The sequence below is a fragment of the Stenotrophomonas maltophilia genome (assembly GCF_003970865.1).
GTDB classification, from domain to species: Bacteria; Pseudomonadota; Gammaproteobacteria; order Xanthomonadales; family Xanthomonadaceae; genus Stenotrophomonas; species Stenotrophomonas maltophilia_AR.
In genome coordinates this window covers 20590-38727 of sequence record NZ_RXLZ01000028.1, presented here as the reverse complement: position 1 = coordinate 38727, position 18138 = coordinate 20590, and the positions used below count along the sequence as shown (strand labels likewise).

The following is an 18138-nucleotide window of genomic DNA, read 5'->3' as shown; positions in this document are numbered from 1 at the left end:
CGACTCTACACAGGCGTCCGAACAGTCATTTCACCTCGAACTCGCCCACCAGCACAGTCTCGGCGCGGTCCTTCAACCGCATCTTCACCATCTGGTCCTTCTGCTTGGCCGTGCCCCAGTGGGTGGTCAGGCGCAGCATCAGGGTCGTCGCACCCGTCACCAGCTGCTGGCGGCTGCCGAAGTAATTCGCCTCCACCTTGTACTTGCCCGGCTTGGCGTTGCGCAGCGAGAACTGCTCGGGACCATAGCCGCCGGTGAAGTCCTGCGACATCTGCCCGCCCTGGTAGGTCAGGCGGTTGCCGTAGTACGCGCGCTCGCCGTTCGGGTCGGTCACCCACAGATCCATGTCGCTGTTGTCGGCATCCCACGACAGCACCACGCGCAGGTCCAGCGGCATCGCCTGCAGCAGGCGCGGGTCGATGCTGGTGGTATCCAACCGGGGCGTGCTGCGGGCCACCAGGTTGGTCAGTTCATCCAATGCGATCAGGGCGATGCCATCGAAGCGGCTGTCCCACGGCCGCACCACCACCTGGTACAGCGGCGCCAGCGCCTGCTGCGGCTTGCCGGCCGCTGCCAGTGCCAGGCCCAGGTCGCGGAAGCTCTGCGGTTCTTCCTGGCCCATCGCCAGGACCTGCTCGAACACCGGCACCGCCAGTGCGGGGGCATCAGCCTGCATCAGCCGGTAACCGAGCACGCGCAGCAGGTGGCGGTTGTCCAGATCCATCTCGGCCAGGTTCGACAGCACACGCAGTGCGAGGTCGCGCTGACCCTGCTCCAGCAGCAGGTCGGCCACGTCGAGGAAGAATGCGCTGCTGTCGGCATGCGCATCGCGCTCGGCCAGGTAGCGGTCATACAGTTGCGACGCCGGGCCCTGGCGCAGGCGCCGGGCGATGGCCGAATCCGCCTGCCAGGCCGCCAGCTGGATGCCGAGCTCGCCCTCGTTGGCGGCAGCGGGCGCAGCGACACGACCACCAGTGACCGCGATTGAATCCAGGGACTTGTTCGATGCAGGCGCTGAGCGACGTGCACGCGCGCTGCTGGCTTCCATGCGCTGCTCGGCGGCGGCGGCCATCGGTGCCGGGGCGGGCGGTGCCGCAGGGGCCGGCGCGGCGAGCATCGCCACCGGCGCCGATTCCATCGCGTAGTCCGCCGAGGCCACTTCCAACGCCCCGCTCTTCGCCTGCGGCGGCATTCCCTTCGGCCAGCTGCGGTTCCACCACTGCTGGCGCTCCTTCCAGCGTGCAGCCACTTCACCCAGACGCTGGCGATCAGCAGCGTCGCGATCTCTTACCTGCACTGCAAACCCGGCGTCGTACCCGGCGCGCAGCGTGCCCGAAGGGCGGATCGCATAGCGCAGGTAGTCCTCCAACGTCTCCAGCACGATCAGCGAGGTATCCGGGCCCACCAGGCCAAACTGCTGCGACAGGCGCTGCATCGCCTCGCGGTTACCACGGCGATCGGCGGCCAGCTGCTGCAGGCGCGCCTGTGCCCACAAGCCGGCCAGCAGTTCACCGTCTTCACTCTTCTGCGTGGCGGGAAGCGCCTGCCATTCGCCGCCACCCACGCGCACCCGCATCGGCACACCGTCGGCCGCCAGTCGTGCGTGCAGCCACAACCAGCCCTGGGCTTCACTGCGACGATCGATCACCACGTCCTGCACGCCGCGTCCTGCATCGACCTGCACATCCAACGGCGACGACAGCAGCTCACGGGCGGCCAATTCGACATCCTTGCCCAGCGCGACGAAGCGGCCACCATGCGCTTCGCTCCAACCACGCAGTCGCACGGCATCGGTACGCGCACCGGCGCTGCTGACCGCAAACAGGCGTTGATCCGCCGCCATTGCCGGCAGCTGTTCCGGCCCATAGGTCAACAGGCCATCGCTGACCAGCAGGTACTCCTTCACGCCCGGCTGCGACTGCCACTGCGCCAGCGCGCTGGCACCGTCCGGGCGCACCGCCTGCAGTGCCGCGCGCAGCTCGTTCCAGTTACCGGCGCGGATGCGGAAGCGACGCACCGGTTCGGCGCGATCACGCAGCACGGTCAACGCCACGGTGCCCTCGCCCAGCGCTGCGAAATAGCGATCCAGCAGGGCGAACTCACGTGTGCGATCGCGCTGCCCCGCCGAACCGGAGCCATCCCACAGCAGGCCGATCTCGCTGGGCAACGTGCGGGGCGTGCTGCTGGCCGCCACCGGCAGCTGTGCCAACAGGTAGTGCCCATCCTGCCAGGGCGCCACCTGCACCTGCGCCTGACGTGCTGCCGGCAGGCTCCACTGCAGCTGCTTCGGCAGCTGCGCACCCTTGCCCTGCCACTGCAGCTGGCCCGCGCTGATGCGGAATGGCGCCGTACCTGCAGTGGTCGCGCCGGGGGCCTGCAGCTTCAGCTCAACCGAGGCTGCACCGGCGGAGAACTGCAGCGGGAGCGTCCACTGCCAGCCTTGGCCGGCGAAGGCCAGCGGCTCGCGAATCACCAGCTGCACACGCCGGCTACCACCGGCCGGCAGCGGGTAGATGCGCAGCCGGAACTGGTTGCCAGCGGTCTGTTCCAGCAGGCCCGGGTCGACGCCGCGGCGGGCGATTTCCTCGAACACCTGGCGGCCGCGGTCCTTGGGCACCGGCACCGCATCACGCAACTCGCCGTTGATATCCAGCGCGAAGCCGCTGATCTGCTGGCCATCGCTCAGCGGGAACTGCAGCTCGCCCTCCAGCACGCGCCGGTTCGGGTTGTGGAACTCCAGGGTGATCCGGGTCTGGGCAACGCCGGCCTGCACTTCGCCCTCGATGCGGGCACGCTCCAGCTGCACCGGTCGTTCGGCAGCGGGCGCGATCAGCAGAGGCGTGCCGGCCTGCGGCCGGGAGATCGGCGGCGACTGCGCGCCAGCGGGCCAGGCCGCAAGGGCCAGCAACAACACAGTGCAGCAACGGGCGAAGACCATGACCGGACTCCAGTGGGATCGTGGAAGGTTGAACGCACGAACAATCGGAACGGGGTTTGACGCGGTCGAGCTTTTCAATACCGCCACCCACAGGCACGATGCCCACTCACATATGCGCAAGGATGCCGATGCGACTTCCCCTGCCAACCGCCCTGCTGGCCCTGGCCTGCCCTATCGCCGCCCTTGCGGCAGCCCCGGCCAGAAGCCTGTATTTCCAGCACCACGACTGGGTCGTGGCCTGCGACAACACCCTGACCTGCCGCGCCGCTGGCTATGCCCCCGATGATGGCAGCACCCTGAGTGTGCTGCTCACCCGCAAGGGCGGCCCCAACCAGACCATCCAAGGCCGCCTGACGCTGCAGCCGGAAGAAGGCCAGCCCCAGCCCAAGGGTGCACTGCATCTGCGCATCCAGCAGCAGGATCTGGGCGCTCTGGCCTCCGCGAAGGGCGAAGGCACGCACAGCTTGAATGCCGCGCAGACCAGCGCGTTGCTGTCCGCACTGGTGCGCGACGGTGGGGTCAGCGTGACCGATGGCGCCGGCCATCGCTGGCCGCTGTCAAACAAGGGGGCGGCAGCGGTGCTGCTGAAGATCGATGAGTACCAGGGGCGCCTCGGCACACCCGGCGCCGTGATGCGCAAGGGCAGCACGCCCGAATCCAGCGTCCCCGCCGCACTGCCGGTGCCGGTGGTGCGCAAGGCCGCTACCGTGGACTCGACCCCGGACGATCCGGTGTTTGCGCAACTGGCCGCCTCACCCGCCCTGCGCGCGGCACTGCGTGCCACGCTGAAGGACGACAGCTGCGAAGGCCTGCTGGAGACCGACGCCGACGTTCCGCTCAGCAACTCCCCGCTGCAGATCCAACGCCTGGACGCACAGCATGTGCTGGTCAACGTGCAGTGCTGGCGCGCGGCCTACAACACCGGCGATGGCTACTGGGTCGCCCGCCCGCAGGCGCCGTTCCAGCCGCAGTGGGTGACCAGCGATGCCATCGACTACGACGATGGCCAGATCATTGCCGCGCAGAAGGGCCGCGGCCTGGGTGATTGCATCTCGCAGGCAACCTGGACATGGGACGGGACAAACTTCGTCGCGTCGTCGGAGGTAGCGGCCGGTCTGTGCCGAGGCGTGCCCGGTGGCACCTGGGAACTACCGACGCTGGTGACCGAGGTCCGCTGACCCGACAGAAAAAGGGGACGGAGGGGATTAAGTCGCTTTTGCCTTGTTTGCCATTTGCGACTTAATCCCCTCCGTCCCCTTTTTTCAGGCGGGGAGGCTGTGCTCCACGATCAGCTGGATGGCGCCGCCGCCGCGATAGTCGTCGCAGGCGAGACGGTAGGCGAGATGCACGTGGCGAGAGGGTGCGTTGCCGTGCCAGCCGCCGAAGTGGATCGCGTTGATCGTGCCGGGTACGCCCGGCAGGCGCAGTTCCAGCTTGAGGTGGCGTTCCTTCAGTACGCGCCAGTTGGCCACTTCGAAGTGGCCGTCGAACAGCGGCTCGGGGAAACCCTGGCCCCACGGCCCGGCCAGGCGCAGTGCGTCGGCGTGGCGATGGTCGAGCTCGTCGGCGGCCAGTTCGCCGTCGCTGAGGACCTGCTGCTGCAGTGCCGCCGGGTCGAGCATTTCCAATACCACGGCGACGAAGGCGGCCTTGAAGTCATCGACGTGATCCAGCCGCATGCTCAATCCTGCCGCCATGGCATGCCCGCCGAAGCGTTCGATCAGGCCCGGATGACGTGCATCGACCAGCGCGAGGGCGTCACGGATGTGCAGGCCAGGAATCGAGCGCGCCGAGCCGCGCAGGGTGCCGGCGCCGGGTTCGGCCGGGGCGAAGGCGATCACCGGGCGATGCAGGCGATCCTTCATCTTCGACGCGACCAGGCCGACCACGCCCGGGTGCCAGTCGGCATCGAACAGGCAGGCCGCCACCGGGCGCTGGCCGGCCATGTCCAGCACCACGCGGGTCAACGCCTGTTCGGCGTCGTCAGTCATCGATTGCTGCACGGCGCGCCGTTCCGAATTGATCTGTTCCAGCGTCTGCGCGATCTCGCGCGCCTGGCGCGGGTCTTCGGTCAGTAGCAGGGCAATGCCCAGCGCCATGTCTTCCAGCCGGCCCGCCGCGTTCAGGCGTGGGCCGAGTGCGAAGCCGATATCGGTGGCGGTCAGTCGCGTGGCGTCACGGCCGCTGGCTTCGATCAGCGCACGCAGGCCGACACAGCCCTGCCCTGCGCGCAGACGGCGCAGGCCCGCACTGACCAGTGCACGGTTGTTCGGGTCCAGCGCCACCAGGTCGGCGACGGTGCCGACCGCCACCAGGTCCAGCAGCGTGGTCAGGTCCGGCCCCTTGCCATCGGCAAAGATACCGGCCTCGCGCATCTGCCGGCGCAACGCCATCAGCACGTAGAAGATCACGCCGACACCGGCCAGCGATTTGCTGGGGAAGGCATCGCCGTCCAGATTCGGATCGACGATGACATCGGCCGGCGGCAATTGCGGACCGGGAAGATGATGATCGGTGACCAGCACCTGCCAGCCACGCGCCTTGGCCGCGATGACACCGGCGTGGCAGGCAATGCCGTGGTCGACCGTGACCAGCAGGTCCGGCTGCAGCTCGGCCAGCTCCTCCACCAGTGACGGCGACAGGCCGTAGCCGTGCACCATTCGGTTCGGCACCGCGTGGAAGACATGCCGTGCGCCGAGCATGCGCAGGCCGCGCACGCCGACCGCACAGGCGGTGGCGCCATCGCAGTCGAAATCGCCGACCACCAGGATGCGCTTGTCGTTGGCGATGGCCTCGACCAGCAGGCCCACCGCATCGTCGATGCCGGTCAGCAGCTCGGGGGCGTGCAGATTGCCCAGCTTCGGCTGCGCCAACTCCGGTGTGCCCGCACCCCGGCTGGCATAGAGACGCGCCAGCAGCGGCAGCGTGCCCTCCGGCCAACTGCCTGGCGCGACCGCATCGCGGCGGCGGATCATCGGTGTATCGGAGGACGACTGCGCAGCATCGGCGGCAAGGGACATCGGCATCGCCGGTTACGAAAGACAGAGGGATGATACCGCGCGCGGGAGAGGCTGGCGGGATTGCGCCCGGCACCTGCGGTAGTGCCGGCCGCTGGCCGGCAACCCCGGCAAACATCTAGGGGCAGAGCCGTTTTCCCATGGAAAACGGATCCGACCCCGATCAATCGTGAAGCTGGCGCGGCTTCTTCCAGAACTGCCAGCGCTGGCCACGGTCCAGCTGGAACTGCAGGCCGTCCTCGAAATCCAGCACCAGCCGCTGCAGCTCGCCACGCTTCAGCGCGGCCAGCAGCGGACGGATCGCATCATTGCCCAGCTGCTGCAAAGAGCGCAGCTGGCGCAGATCAACCAGTGCATCCACCGCCTGCTCGCCATCCACGGCTACGCCAGCCGCAAGAGCCAGGCCCTGCAGCAGCGCATCGCGGCTGCGCACCTGTGCGTGCGGCGTGCTGACCGATACCGGCATCACGCCACCGCCCCAGAACCACAGCGAATTGATCGGCTGTTGTCCCTGCGCTGCGCGCTGCTGGTTCCAGGAATGGTTGTGCAGCAGCACCTGCACTTCGGTCATCAGCGCCCGCCAGCGACGACCGCCCTCGCCTGCCGGCAGGTGCGAGAACAGGTCATCGCCCAGCACCTCGTCCGGACTGTCGAAGTCCGGCAGGGCCAGGTCGATCGGAAGCCGCAGGTACCAGCGCGAAGGGTCCGGTGCGTCGAGCACGAACCCGGCATCGGCGAACAGCGGTTGCAGCACCGGCAGCAGGGCCAGGCAATCGGCCAGGGTCGGCCGCAGCGTTTCGCCGTAGGCCATCATCCGCGCGCCGTGCATGTCCGGCACCATGCAGGCCGGATCGGCACGCAGCCAGCACGCGCCGGCCGCATCGCCGACGTCACGCTGGCGGCTCAGTGCGGCCACCGGCCAGTGCGGCGCGGCGACGGTGAAATGGCGTTGCAGCTGTGCCCGCTCGCCGGCTTCGAACTGCGAGGCGTTGGCGCGGCCCAGGGCACGCGCCACGTCATCAGGCAGCGCAGCCGCGGCAAAGCGGCTGCGTGCCGGCAACAGCAGGGTCGCCGTTGCCACCGGGTCAGTCCACGTAGCTGACGCTGACGATCTCGTACTCGCGCTGGCCGGCCGGTGCGTCGATCACGATCGAATCGCCTTCCAGCTTGCCGATCATCGCGCGCGCCACCGGCGAGGAAATCGCGATCAGGCCCAGCTTGATGTCCGCTTCCAGGTCACCGACGATCTGGTACTTCTTCTCTTCGTCGGTTTCCACGTCGGCCAGGGTCACGCTGGCGCCGAACACCACCTTGGAGCCGGCATTGAGCTTGCTCACGTCGATGATCTCGGCGTGCGACAGCTCGCCTTCCAGCTGCTTGATGCGGCCTTCGATGAAGCCCTGTTCCTCGCGCGCGGCGTGGTACTCGGCGTTCTCCTTCAGGTCGCCATGCTCACGCGCTTCGGCGATCGCGGCGATCACCTTCGGGCGCTTGACCGACTTCAGGTGATCCAGTTCATCGCGCAGACGCTGCGCGCCCTTCAGCGTGATGGGGGCTCTCATGCATTCAACTCCTTGTGCAGCTCCTGCAGCGACCAGACGGGGCCGGTGCCGCGGAATTCCAGTGAATCCACCAGCGCCTTGGCGCCGGCAATGGTGGTCGAGTAGGTGACGCGATGCTGCAGCGCCTCGCGACGGATCGAGAACGAGTCGTTGATCGCCGAACGACCTTCGGTCGTGTTGACGATGTAGACGATCTCGCCGTTCTTGATCGAGTCGACGATGTGCGGACGGCCTTCGACCACCTTGTTGATGATCTCGCAGTCCATGCCGTGCTGCTGCAGCCATGCGGCGGTGCCGCGGGTGGCGACCAGGCTGTAGCCACGTGCCAGCAGCGCCTTGGCCACCGGCAGCACGCGCTTCTTGTCCGGGTCACGCACCGAAACGAAGGCCTTGCCGACCGGCGGCGCCTTGATGCCACCGGCTTCCTGCGCACGCGCGAAGGCGGCGTTGAAGGTGCGGCCCACGCCCATCACTTCACCGGTGGAGCGCATCTCCGGCCCGAGGATCGGGTCGACGCCCTGGAACTTGGCGAACGGGAAGATCGCTTCCTTCACCGAGTAGTAGTCCGGCACGATTTCCTTGGTCGCGCCCTGCTCGGCCAGGCTCTTGCCGGCCATGCAGCGGGCGGCGATCTTGGCCAGCGACATGCCGGTGGCCTTGGACACGAACGGCACGGTGCGCGAGGCACGCGGGTTCACTTCCAGCAGGTAGATGGTGTCGGCACCGTCGTCGCTGGTCTGGATTGCGAACTGGGTGTTCATCAGGCCGACCACGTTCAGGGCCTTGGCCAGCTCCACCACCTGGCGGCGCAGTTCGGCCTGGGTTTCAGCCGACAGCGAGTACGGCGGCAGCGAGCACGAGGAATCGCCCGAATGCACGCCGGCTTCTTCGATGTGCTCCATCACGCCACCGATCAGGACGTTGCCATCCTTGTCGGCAATGATGTCGACGTCGCACTCGACGGCGTTGTCGAGGAAGCGGTCCAGCAGCACCGGCGAATCGTTGGACACCTTCACCGCGTCGCGCACGTAGCGGGCCAGGTCGGCTTCGCCGTAGACGATTTCCATCGCACGGCCGCCCAGCACGTAGCTCGGGCGCACCACCAGCGGGTAGCCGATCTCGCGGGCCAGCAGCAGGGCTTCCTGGTCGTTGCGGGCGATGCGGTTCGGCGGCTGCTTCAGGCCCAGCTTGTCGACCAGCTGCTGGAAGCGCTCGCGGTCTTCGGCCAGGTCGATCGAATCCGGGCTGGTACCGATCACCGGCACGCCATTGGCCTCCAGCGCGCGCGCCAGCTTCAGCGGGGTCTGGCCGCCGTACTGCACGATCACGCCCTTCGGCTGTTCCAGTTCGACGATTTCCAGCACGTCTTCCAGGGTCAGCGGTTCGAAGTACAGGCGGTCGGAGGTGTCGTAGTCGGTCGACACAGTTTCCGGGTTGCAGTTGACCATGATGGTTTCATAGCCATCTTCGCGCAGCGCCAGTGCCGCGTGCACGCAGCAGTAGTCGAACTCAATGCCCTGGCCGATGCGGTTCGGGCCACCGCCCAGGATCATGATCTTGTCGCGGTTGCTCGGCGCGGCCTCGCACTCGTCCTCGTAGGTCGAGTACAGGTAGGCGGTACCGGTGGAGAATTCACCGGCACAGGAGTCCACGCGCTTGTAGACCGGGCGCACCTTGTGCGCACGACGCAGCGCGCGGATGGCGGCTTCGTTGGTGCCGGTCAGCTGCGCCAGGCGCGCGTCGGAGAAGCCAGCGCGCTTCAGCTTGCGCAGGCGCGCAGCATCCAGCGCGTCGATGCCACCGGCAGCGACTTCAGCTTCGGCAGCAATGATTTCCTCGATCTGGTCCAGGAACCAATGATCGATGAACGACAGCGCGTAGATCTCTTCCACGCTCATGCCGGCGCGGAATGCATCGGCGACGAAGAACAGGCGCTCCGGGCCCGGTGCCTTCAGCTCGCGGCGCAGGGTCTGCAGGTCTTCCTCGTTGGCCAGGTCCAGGCCGGTCGGGTCGAAGCCGACCTTGCCGGTTTCCAGGCCACGCAGGGCCTTCTGCACCGACTCCTGGAAGGTGCGGCCCATCGCCATCACCTCGCCCACCGACTTCATCTGGGTGGTCAGGCGGGCATCGGCGGCCGGGAACTTCTCGAAGGCGAAGCGCGGAATCTTGGTGACGACGTAGTCGATGGACGGCTCGAACGAGGCCGGGGTCAGGCCGCCGGTGATCTCGTTCTTCAGTTCGTCCAGGGTGTAGCCCACGGCCAGCTTCGCGGCGACCTTGGCGATCGGGAAGCCGGTGGCCTTGGAGGCCAGCGCCGAGGAACGCGACACGCGCGGATTCATCTCGATGACGACCACGCGGCCGGTCTTCGGGTTGATGCCGAACTGCACGTTCGAGCCACCGGTATCGACGCCGATCTTGCGCAGGACGGCGATGGAGGCATCGCGCAGGCGCTGGTATTCCTTGTCGGTCAGGGTCTGCGCCGGGGCCACGGTGATCGAGTCACCGGTGTGCACGCCCATCGGGTCCAGGTTTTCGATCGAGCAGACGATGATGCAGTTGTCCGCGGTATCGCGGACCACTTCCATCTCGAACTCCTTCCAGCCCAGCACCGACTCTTCCACCAGCACTTCGGTGGTCGGCGACAGTTCGAGGCCGCGGCTGACGATGTCGACCAGCTCTTCGCGGTTGTAGGCGATGCCGCCACCGCTGCCGCCCAGGGTGAAGCTGGGACGGATGATGGTCGGGTAGCCGACGCGGGTCTGGATCTCCAGCGCTTCGTCCAGGGTGTGGGCGACGGCGGCGGTCGGGCATTCCAGGCCGATCTCACCCATGGCCACGCGGAACAGCTCGCGGTCTTCGGCCATGCGGATCGCTTCGCGCTTGGCGCCGATCAGCTCGACGTTGTACTTCTCCAGCACGCCGTTGTCGGCCAGGTCCAGCGCGCAGTTCAGCGCGGTCTGGCCACCCATGGTCGGCAGCAGTGCATCGGGCTTTTCCTTGGCGATGATCTTCTCGACCGTCTGCCAGTTGATCGGCTCGATGTAGACGGCGTCGGCCATCTCCGGGTCGGTCATGATCGTGGCCGGGTTGCTGTTGACCAGCACCACGCGGTAACCCTCGTCGCGCAGGGCCTTGCAGGCCTGGGCGCCGGAATAGTCGAACTCGCAGGCCTGGCCGATGACGATCGGGCCAGCACCGATGATGAGGATGGTCTTGAGGTCAGTGCGCTTGGGCATTTTCTTCTCTAAGTCAGTACAGCGTGACAAGGGGGAGTGATCGCACGCTGTCGATCAGGAATCTTGATCCGCAGCGCCGCGCCAGGGGCAGCAGCGATGCGGGGTTTACGGTCCATCGCGACGCCACCGGGGGGCCGGCGGCGTACTGATCACGCCTTGGCCTGCTCCATCAGCACCACGAAGCGGTCGAACAGCGGACCGACATCGGTCGGGCCCGGCGACGCTTCCGGATGGCCCTGGAACGAGAACGCCGGCACGTCGGTGCGGGCGACACCCTGGTTGGTGCCATCGAACAGCGAGCGGTGGGTCACGCGCAGGGTCGGCGGCAGGGTCGCTTCATCGATCGCGAAGCCGTGGTTCTGCGAGGTGATCATCACCCGGCCGCTGTCCAGGTCCTGCACCGGGTGGTTGGCACCGTGGTGGCCGTGGCCCATTTTCATGGTCTGCGCGCCCGAGGCCAGGCCCAGCAGCTGGTGGCCCAGGCAGATGCCGAAGGTCGGGATCTTCACGTCGATGAAGGTCTTGATCGCTTCGATGGCGTAGTCGCACGGTTCCGGGTCACCCGGGCCGTTGGACAGGAACACGCCATCCGGCTTCAGCGCCAGCACTTCGGCGGCCGGGGTCTGCGCCGGCACCACGGTCACTTCGCAGCCGCGCTCGGCCAGCATGCGCAGGATGTTGGTCTTCACGCCGAAATCGTAGGCCACGACCTTGTATTTGACCGGTACGCTGACGAAGGCATTGGCATCCAGGTCCAGCTGGCCCTCGGTCCAGGTGTAGGTCTTCTCGGTAGTGACGACCTTGGCCAGATCCATGCCCTTCAGCCCCGGGAACTTGCGGGCGGCTTCCAGTGCCTTTTCCACGTCGATGTCGCCGGCCATCAGCGCACCGTTCTGCGCGCCCTTCTCGCGCAGGATGCGGGTCAGCTTGCGGGTGTCGATGCCGGCGATGGCGACCACGCCACGCTGGATCAGCCAGTCCTGCAGCGACACCTGGCTGCGCCAGTTGCTGGGGCGGCGGGGAACATCGCGCACGATCAGGCCGGCCGACCACACCTTGGACGCTTCATTGTCCTGGTCGGTCATGCCGGTGTTACCGATATGCGGATAGGTCAGCGTGACCATCTGCCGGGCGTAGGACGGGTCGGTCAGCACTTCCTGGTAGCCGGTCATGGCGGTGTTGAACACCACCTCACCGACGGACAGGCCGGGCGCGCCTACGGATTCGCCCTCGAATACGGTGCCGTCTTCGAGGACGAGGATTGCGGCTTGGGTCACGGGAATCTCACTTTGGCTACCGAGGGGGCTGCCGAAGTCACGCCTGCGCTTCACGGAAATCCGGTTGCAAAAAAGCGCGGACGTGCGGTCTGGGACCGGTCCGGCTTTCGTGATTCGGCGAGTGCGAATTGTAGCGCTGCCGGGGCGCTCGCGCCAGCGGTTATCGCACTTCATGAACAGGCGATTGCGCATTCATTTCAATCCGGCGGCGTATGCGGGGTCCGCCGCGCCCCTGGTAGATGCCAACCTTGGTTGGCGCTTCCCGGAAAGCCTGCCAACCAAGGTTGGCATCTACCATCGACCCGGGCCCGTTACCTGGGCCCGTCCAGCAGGTCCCTTACCCGATAGCTACCCGGGGCCCGGCCCTGCAGCTGGCGGGCGGCGAACAGGGCGCCGCGGGCAAAGATGTCGCGGTTGGTGGCCCGGTGCACCAGCTCGATACGCTCGCCCAGCCCGGTGAACTGCACCAGATGCTCGCCGACGATGTCACCGGCGCGCAGGCTGGCGTACTGCGGCTCCGCCCCGCCCCGCTGCGCGGCCGCGCCCAGGGTCAGCGCGGTGCCCGACGGCGCGTCCTTCTTCTGGGTGTGGTGCGATTCGACGATGTCGCAGTCCCAGCCGGCCAGCGCCTGCGCCGCGCGCTCGACCAGCTCGTCCAGCACCGCCACGCCCAGGCTGAAATTCGAGGCCCAGACCAGCGGGATCTTCGCCGCCGCGGCCTCCAGCGCCTGACGCTGCGTGCTGGAGATGCCGGTGGTGCCCGAGACCAGCCCCGCACCACGTTCCACGCACAGTGCCAGCAGCGGGTCGAAGCCCTCCGGCAGGCTGAAGTCGATCGCCACATCGAACGCCGGTGCGCCGGGCAGCTCGCTGGCAGCGAAGAACGGCACGCCGTCGACCACGCGCTGCGTCGGCGCACGGCCGGTCACTGCGGCCACGATCTGCAGGGTTTCGGGTTGTTCGGCGGCCAGCCGCAGCAGGGCCTGGCCCATGCGCCCGGAGGCACCGTGAATGAGCAATCGCAGGGGAGTCTGGTTCATGCCTGCAGGCTAGCGGCAGCACGCCCGCTCCGGCAAGCGCCATCGCTGCTACGCTGCATGCCCTTTCATGCAATGGATGGCAGCTCCTTCATGCAGATCAGCGAACAGCTGGTGCTGGTCACCGGCGCCGGCCGCGGCCTTGGCAAGCACATCGCCCGCACCTTCGCCGCCCAGGGCGCCCGCGTCATCATCAACTACCACCGCAGCGAAGCCGCCGCACGTACGCTGGCCACCGAGCTGGGCGGACAGGCGATCGCGCTGCCGGCCGACGTCACCGACCGCGCCCAGGTCGATGCGATGCTGCAGCACGCGCTGGCCCACTTCGGCCAAGGTGTCACCACCGTGGTCAACAACGCGCTGGCCGCTTTCTCGTTCAATGGTGATGCCCGCGACGGCGCCGCGGATATCGGCTGGCCGGCCTTCCAGGCGCAGTTCGAGGGCAGCGTGCGCGGCGCGCTGAACACCGTGCAGGCCGCCCTGCCCGGCATGCAGGCCCGCCGCTTCGGCCGCGTGATCAACATCGGCACCAACCTGTTCCAGAATCCGGTGGTGCCCTACCACGACTACACTGCCGCCAAGGCCGCCCTGCTGTCACTCACCCGCACCCTGGCCGGCGATCTCGGCCCGCATGGCATCACGGTAAACATGTTGTCCGGCGGCCTGCTGCGCACCACCGATGCCAGTGCCGCCACGCCGGAAGCGGTGTTCGACTACATCGCTGCCAACACCCCGCTGCGCAGCGTCACCACCCCGGCCGAGTTCGCCGATGCCGCGCTGTTCTTCGCCAGTCCCTGGTCGCGAGCGGTGACCGGCCAGAACCTGGTGGTCGATGGCGGGCTGGTGCGGGACTGAGCCGATGCGCATCTCCGAGGTCAGCCGCCTGACCGGTGCCAGCGCCAAGGCCATCCGCCTGTACGAGGCGCGCGGACTGCTGCCGCCGGTGCCACGCCTGAACCGCTATCGCGACTACAGCGAACAGGACGTGGCCTGGGTGCAGCTGATCCGCCAGGCTCTGGGGCTGGGCATCACCCTGGCCGCGATCTCGCGCCTTCGGGGCCGCGATGGACGGCTCGACTGGCCAGCGGTGCTGGCCTTGCTGGAGCAGCAGCGCAGCCGCATTGCCGACGAGCGGGTGCGGCTGGCACAGGTCGAGCGCGACCTGCAGCAGGTCAGCGACGAACTGCAGCAGTGGCTGCACTCCGGCAGCGGCGACTGCATCCTGGAACCCGGCGTCTGCACCACCCCGGTTTGACTCTGCCCCTGGGGCAGACCCCAACCTCGCGCACTTTCCATTGCCCGAGGTTGCCGTGTCCCGCTCCATCCTGATCCTGCTCGGCCATCCTGACCGTAACAGCCTGTGCGGCGCCCTCGCCCAGCGCTATGCCACGGCTGCGGAGAATGCCGGCCACCGGGTGCGCCTGATCGCATTGGGCGACCTTGAATTCGACCCGGTGCTGCGCCACGGCTGCCGCCAGATCCAGCCACTGGAACCCGATCTGCAGGATGCCGCCGATGCGATCGAGGCCTGCGATCATCTGGTGCTGGTCTACCCCACCTGGTGGGGCGCGATGCCGGCGCTGCTGAAGGGCTTCTTCGACCGCGTGCTGTTGCCGGGGTACGCCTTCCGCTACCGGCGCGATTCGGTGTGGTGGGACCGGCTGCTGGCCGGGCGCAGCGCGCGGGTGATCACCACGCTGGATACGCCGCCCTGGTACTACCGCTGGATCTACCGCGACCCGGGCATCACCCAGATCCGCGCCACCATCCTGGAGTTCTGCGGCATCCGCCCGGTGCGTGTCAGCCGCGTGGGCGCGGTACGCAGCAGCTCGCCGGAGCAACGCAACCGGTGGCTGGCGCTGGCAGCGGAGCTGGGCTCACGCGCCTGGTAGATCCACGCCATGCGTGGATGAAATGCTGGCCAGTGTTCCGCGTGTCGCGTTTGCCAATTGACCGCCAGGCACTGCGCCTCAAGGCTGTGGGCCCCTCTTCCGGCGCAGGCAAAGCCCATGAAATCCTCGACTGTCTTCAGCAAGTGCGCCAGGAAGACCGGCTTCGCCGGCACGTCGACGACCCGCTACCGCTTGCTGGATGACGCCCTGCTTGTCGTGAATCACCAACGCGCCAGCGAAAGCCGAGGCTTCTACGTGAATGCTGGACTCTACTTTCCAGAGCTGCTCGAGTATCCCCTCGCGCCTGACGATCTTGAAACGGCCTTCAGGTACCGCTCCAGCATTCCCACGCCCCATGTCGACTGGCGGATCGAAGAGACGCCAGGCCTGCGCCGGACCTTCATCCAGCAGGATCTTGAAGATCTGCTGCAGACCGGCAACCGCGACGCGCTGAAAGGCCTGCTGCTCTTTGCTCTTGCCGACGTGGCCGGTTTTGCGGCAACCCATGGAAACCGGGAATCGGTGCGGCGATTGAATCAGGATGGAAGCTTCCGGGCGATCATCCGCAGAGAGGTCTGAATCCGGCCGGCGTTCGGTAGATCCCCGCCATGCGTGGCGGAAAACCCACAGTAGATCCACGCCATGCGTGGATGAAGCGCGGAAGCGTGCGAACCAAGGTTCGCACCCACCAGGGCAGGAAAAGCAGCGTCAGTGCTGCTTCGGCGGAATCGGCCCGCAGCTGTCACAACCGCCACAGGCGCCACCACTCCCACTCGTCGGCGGCGCGACCTTCCGCCCCAGCGCCTGCAGCCAGGCAGCACGGCCCGGCTTCAGCAGGACCAGCGCCAGCGCACCGCGCAGCTTGCGCACGGTGCCGGGGAACTGCTTCTTCAGCACCACCCAGGCACTGACCAGCACGGCCACCGCGATGATCAGGTACTGGATCAGCAGGCCGGTATCCATCAGCCGCCTCCCAGCGCCTTGGTCACCTGGTAGGTGATCAGCGCGGCCACGTAAGCCGCGGCAAACAGGTAGAACGCCGAGAAAGCCATCGTCTTCCACGAGTTGGTCTCGCGCTTGATGGTGGCCAGCGTCGAGATGCACATCGGGGCATAGATGTACCAGACCAGCAGCGACAGCGCGGTGGCCAGCGACCAGCCGTCGCTGATCAGCGGGGTCAGCGCCTGGCTGGCGGCATCGTCGTCGGCCGCCGACAACGCATACACCGTGGCCAGCGAAGCCACCGCCACCTCACGCGCGGCCAGGCCCGGGATCAGCGCGATGCAGATCTGCCAGTTGAAGCCCAGCGGCGCGAAGAACACCGCCATCGCATGGCCGATCTGGCCGGCGTAGCTGTAGTCGATGGCCGGCATCGTGGCGCCGGCCGGTGCCGCCGGGAACGACAGCAGCACCCACAACAGGATGGTCAACGCCAGGATGATGCCGCCGACGCGCTTGAGGAAGATCATGCCGCGCTCGTACAGGCCGACCGCCAGGTCGCGCACGTGCGGCAGCCGGTACGAGGGCAGCTCCAGCATCAGCGGATGCTCACTCTTGTCGCGGCGCCACTTCTTCATGATCCACGACATCGCCAGCGCGCTGAGGATGCCCGCTGCGTACAGGCCGAACAGCACCAGGCCCTGCTGGTTGAACACGCCCCACACCGTCTTCTGCGGGATGAACGCACCGATCAGCAGCGCGTACACCGGCAGGCGTGCGGAACAGGTCATCAGCGGCGCCACCAGGATCGTGGCCAGACGGTCGCGCGGGTCCTGGATGCTGCGGGTGGACATGATGCCCGGCACCGCGCAGGCGAAGCTGGACAGCAGCGGGATGAACGAGCGGCCGGACAGGCCGGCGGCGGCCATCATGCGGTCGAGCAGGAATGCCGCACGCGGCAGGTAGCCGGATTCCTCCAGCACCAGGATGAAGAAGAACAGGATCAGGATCTGCGGCAGGAACACCACCACGCCACCGACACCGGCGATGATGCCGTCGGTCAGCAGGCTGGCCAGCGGCCCTTCCGGCAGCACGCTGCCGACGAAGGCGCCGAGCCAGGCGAAACCGGCCTCGATGGCGTCCATCAGCGGCGTGGCCCAGGCGTACACCGCCTGGAAGATCAGGAACATCACCACGGCCAGGCTGATCAGGCCGAACACCGGGTGCAGCAGCCAGCGGTCCAGCGCATCGTCGACCTTCGCGGTCCGTGCCGGCATGCGCACGGCCACCGACAGGATCTCGCGCACCTTGGCGTGGTAGTCGATGCCACCTTCCGGGCCCGGCACCGGCGCATCAAGGTGCGGCACCATCGCATCGAGGCGCTCGACCAGAGCCTTGGCGCCCTGCTTGCGCACCGCCACGGTCTCCACCACCGGCACGCCCAGCTCGCGCTCCAGCGCGGCCACATCCACCTGGATGCCACGGCGCTGGGCGGCATCGACCATGTTCAGCGCCACCACCATCGGCTTGCCCAGCTCGCGCAGTTCCAGCGCGAAACGCAGGTGCAGGCGCAGGTTGGTGGCGTCGATCACGCACAGCAGCACGTCCGGCGCGGCTTCGCCCGGGTAGAAACCCCGGCACAGGTCGCGGGTGATCGCCTCGTCCAGGCTGGCCGGATGCAGACTGTAGGCGCCCGGCAGGTCGAGCACCGCGAATTCACGGCCGGACGGCGCACGCAGGCGACCTTCCTTGCGTTCGACAGTGACGCCGGTGTAGTTGGCAACCTTCTGCCGGCTGCCGGTCAGCTGGTTGAACAGTGCGGTCTTGCCGCTGTTGGGATTACCGACCAGCGCAACGCGCAGGGGGGCGGCAGTGGCAGTAGCGGTCATGCGCGTCGTTCCTGGCTGGCGGCGTCGACCACGACCCGCTTGGCTTCACTGATCCGCAGCGCGAAACGGGTGAACCCGACCTGCACCAGCAGCGGTTCGCCCCCCACCGGACCCTTGGCCACCAGGCGTACTTCCTCGCCCTTCACGAAACCCAGCTCGCGCAGGCGACGGGCGATGGCATCGTTGGCATGCAGGTCCTGCACGGACTCGACCACGGCCGAGGTGTGCAGCGGCAGTTCGGACAGCGTCATCTAGCGTGTTCTCTGCTGGATGTAAATGGTTCTCGATTCTAACATTCCCGCGTCGCGTCATGGCCCATGACCAATGGCCCGCTATGATCCATACAGG

15 protein-coding genes are annotated in these 18138 nt (G+C 67.5%); 5 read left to right on the top strand and 10 right to left on the bottom strand.

Annotated elements, in window-relative coordinates; all coding sequences use genetic code 11:
- Positions 1-25: 25 nt before the first annotated feature.
- Positions 26-2938 carry a DUF2135 domain-containing protein gene (locus EKL94_RS11150; RefSeq protein ID WP_126929153.1) on the bottom strand — a complete coding sequence of 971 codons (2913 nt, stop codon included), beginning with the start codon at positions 2936-2938 and terminating at the stop codon, positions 26-28.
- Positions 2939-3066: 128 nt separating this feature from the next.
- Here EKL94_RS11150 and EKL94_RS11145 point away from each other — a divergent pair, with 128 nt between their 5' ends.
- Positions 3067-4116, top strand: coding sequence for a DUF1176 domain-containing protein (locus EKL94_RS11145; protein WP_126929152.1), 1050 nt, complete (start codon positions 3067-3069; stop codon positions 4114-4116).
- Positions 4117-4200: 84 nt separating this feature from the next.
- Here EKL94_RS11145 and recJ read toward each other — a convergent pair whose 3' ends face one another.
- From recJ to dapB, 6 genes are all read right to left on the bottom strand, one after another.
- On the bottom strand, positions 4201-5958 hold the full coding sequence (gene recJ, locus EKL94_RS11140) for a single-stranded-DNA-specific exonuclease RecJ (protein ID WP_126929151.1): 1758 nt from the start codon (positions 5956-5958) through the stop codon (positions 4201-4203).
- Between the two features lie 160 nt (positions 5959-6118).
- Positions 6119-7036 carry a phosphoglycerate mutase gene (locus EKL94_RS11135; RefSeq protein WP_126929150.1) on the bottom strand — a complete coding sequence of 306 codons (918 nt, stop codon included), beginning with the start codon at positions 7034-7036 and terminating at the stop codon, positions 6119-6121.
- 4 nt (positions 7037-7040) lie between these two features.
- A complete protein-coding gene (greA, locus tag EKL94_RS11130) occupies positions 7041-7505 on the bottom strand; it encodes a transcription elongation factor GreA (protein ID WP_185830019.1) in 465 nt (154 codons plus the stop codon).
- Between the two features lie 8 nt (positions 7506-7513).
- Positions 7514-10756: a carbamoyl-phosphate synthase large subunit gene (gene carB / locus EKL94_RS11125; RefSeq protein ID WP_126929148.1), complete on the bottom strand. Its 3243-nt coding sequence runs from the start codon at positions 10754-10756 to the stop codon at positions 7514-7516.
- Positions 10757-10905: 149 nt separating this feature from the next.
- The gene (gene carA / locus EKL94_RS11120; RefSeq protein ID WP_126929147.1) at positions 10906-12033 is read right to left on the bottom strand and encodes a glutamine-hydrolyzing carbamoyl-phosphate synthase small subunit; all 1128 of its coding nucleotides are present in this window, start codon (positions 12031-12033) and stop codon (positions 10906-10908) included.
- Between the two features lie 311 nt (positions 12034-12344).
- Entirely contained in the window at positions 12345-13073 is a 729-nt protein-coding gene (gene dapB / locus EKL94_RS11115; RefSeq protein ID WP_126929146.1) for a 4-hydroxy-tetrahydrodipicolinate reductase, read from the bottom strand.
- 90 nt (positions 13074-13163) lie between these two features.
- Here dapB and EKL94_RS11110 point away from each other — a divergent pair, with 90 nt between their 5' ends.
- The 4 genes from EKL94_RS11110 (at position 13164) to EKL94_RS11095 (ending at position 15541) form a co-directional block, all read left to right on the top strand.
- A complete protein-coding gene (locus EKL94_RS11110) occupies positions 13164-13925 on the top strand; it encodes a 3-oxoacyl-ACP reductase (RefSeq protein ID WP_440085920.1) in 762 nt (253 codons plus the stop codon).
- A 4-nt stretch (positions 13926-13929) separates the two neighbouring features.
- A complete protein-coding gene (locus EKL94_RS11105; RefSeq protein WP_126929145.1) occupies positions 13930-14325 on the top strand; it encodes a MerR family transcriptional regulator in 396 nt (131 codons plus the stop codon).
- A 55-nt stretch (positions 14326-14380) separates the two neighbouring features.
- Positions 14381-14962 (top strand): NAD(P)H-dependent oxidoreductase, encoded by a 582-nt coding sequence (locus EKL94_RS11100; RefSeq protein ID WP_126929144.1) that lies wholly within the window; start codon positions 14381-14383, stop codon positions 14960-14962.
- A 117-nt stretch (positions 14963-15079) separates the two neighbouring features.
- Positions 15080-15541 (top strand): DUF4304 domain-containing protein, encoded by a 462-nt coding sequence (locus tag EKL94_RS11095; RefSeq protein ID WP_126929143.1) that lies wholly within the window; start codon positions 15080-15082, stop codon positions 15539-15541.
- 129 nt (positions 15542-15670) lie between these two features.
- On the opposite strand, the gene EKL94_RS11090 is transcribed toward EKL94_RS11095, so the two are convergent.
- From EKL94_RS11090 to EKL94_RS11080, 3 genes are read right to left on the bottom strand one after another with little or no spacing between them, the layout of a single operon-like run.
- Positions 15671-15925 (bottom strand): DUF6587 family protein, encoded by a 255-nt coding sequence (locus tag EKL94_RS11090; protein ID WP_126929142.1) that lies wholly within the window; start codon positions 15923-15925, stop codon positions 15671-15673.
- A complete protein-coding gene (gene feoB, locus EKL94_RS11085) occupies positions 15925-17790 on the bottom strand; it encodes a ferrous iron transport protein B (protein WP_126929141.1) in 1866 nt (621 codons plus the stop codon). Before feoB ends, EKL94_RS11090 begins: the two co-directional genes overlap by 1 nt.
- A complete protein-coding gene (locus EKL94_RS11080) occupies positions 17787-18041 on the bottom strand; it encodes a FeoA family protein (RefSeq protein ID WP_005409473.1) in 255 nt (84 codons plus the stop codon). The genes feoB and EKL94_RS11080 overlap by 4 nt, the downstream gene beginning before the upstream one ends.
- Positions 18042-18138 lie beyond the last annotated feature (97 nt).

Bases quoted from the DNA above. Each gene is read 5' to 3' on its own strand.
- EKL94_RS11150 (WP_126929153.1), bottom strand. From the start codon at position 2,938: ATGGTCTTCGCCCGTTGCTGCACTGTGTTGTTGCTGGCCCTTGCGGCC.
- EKL94_RS11145 (WP_126929152.1), top strand. From the start codon at position 3,067: ATGCGACTTCCCCTGCCAACCGCCCTGCTGGCCCTGGCCTGCCCTATC.
- recJ (WP_126929151.1), bottom strand. From the start codon at position 5,958: ATGTCCCTTGCCGCCGATGCTGCGCAGTCGTCCTCCGATACACCGATG.
- carB (WP_126929148.1), bottom strand. From the start codon at position 10,756: ATGCCCAAGCGCACTGACCTCAAGACCATCCTCATCATCGGTGCTGGC.
- dapB (WP_126929146.1), bottom strand. From the start codon at position 13,073: ATGAACCAGACTCCCCTGCGATTGCTCATTCACGGTGCCTCCGGGCGC.
- EKL94_RS11110 (WP_440085920.1), top strand. From the start codon at position 13,164: ATGCAGATCAGCGAACAGCTGGTGCTGGTCACCGGCGCCGGCCGCGGC.
- EKL94_RS11105 (WP_126929145.1), top strand. From the start codon at position 13,930: ATGCGCATCTCCGAGGTCAGCCGCCTGACCGGTGCCAGCGCCAAGGCC.
- EKL94_RS11095 (WP_126929143.1), top strand. From the start codon at position 15,080: ATGAAATCCTCGACTGTCTTCAGCAAGTGCGCCAGGAAGACCGGCTTC.
- EKL94_RS11090 (WP_126929142.1), bottom strand. From the start codon at position 15,925: ATGGATACCGGCCTGCTGATCCAGTACCTGATCATCGCGGTGGCCGTG.
- feoB (WP_126929141.1), bottom strand. From the start codon at position 17,790: ATGACCGCTACTGCCACTGCCGCCCCCCTGCGCGTTGCGCTGGTCGGT.
- EKL94_RS11080 (WP_005409473.1), bottom strand. From the start codon at position 18,041: ATGACGCTGTCCGAACTGCCGCTGCACACCTCGGCCGTGGTCGAGTCC.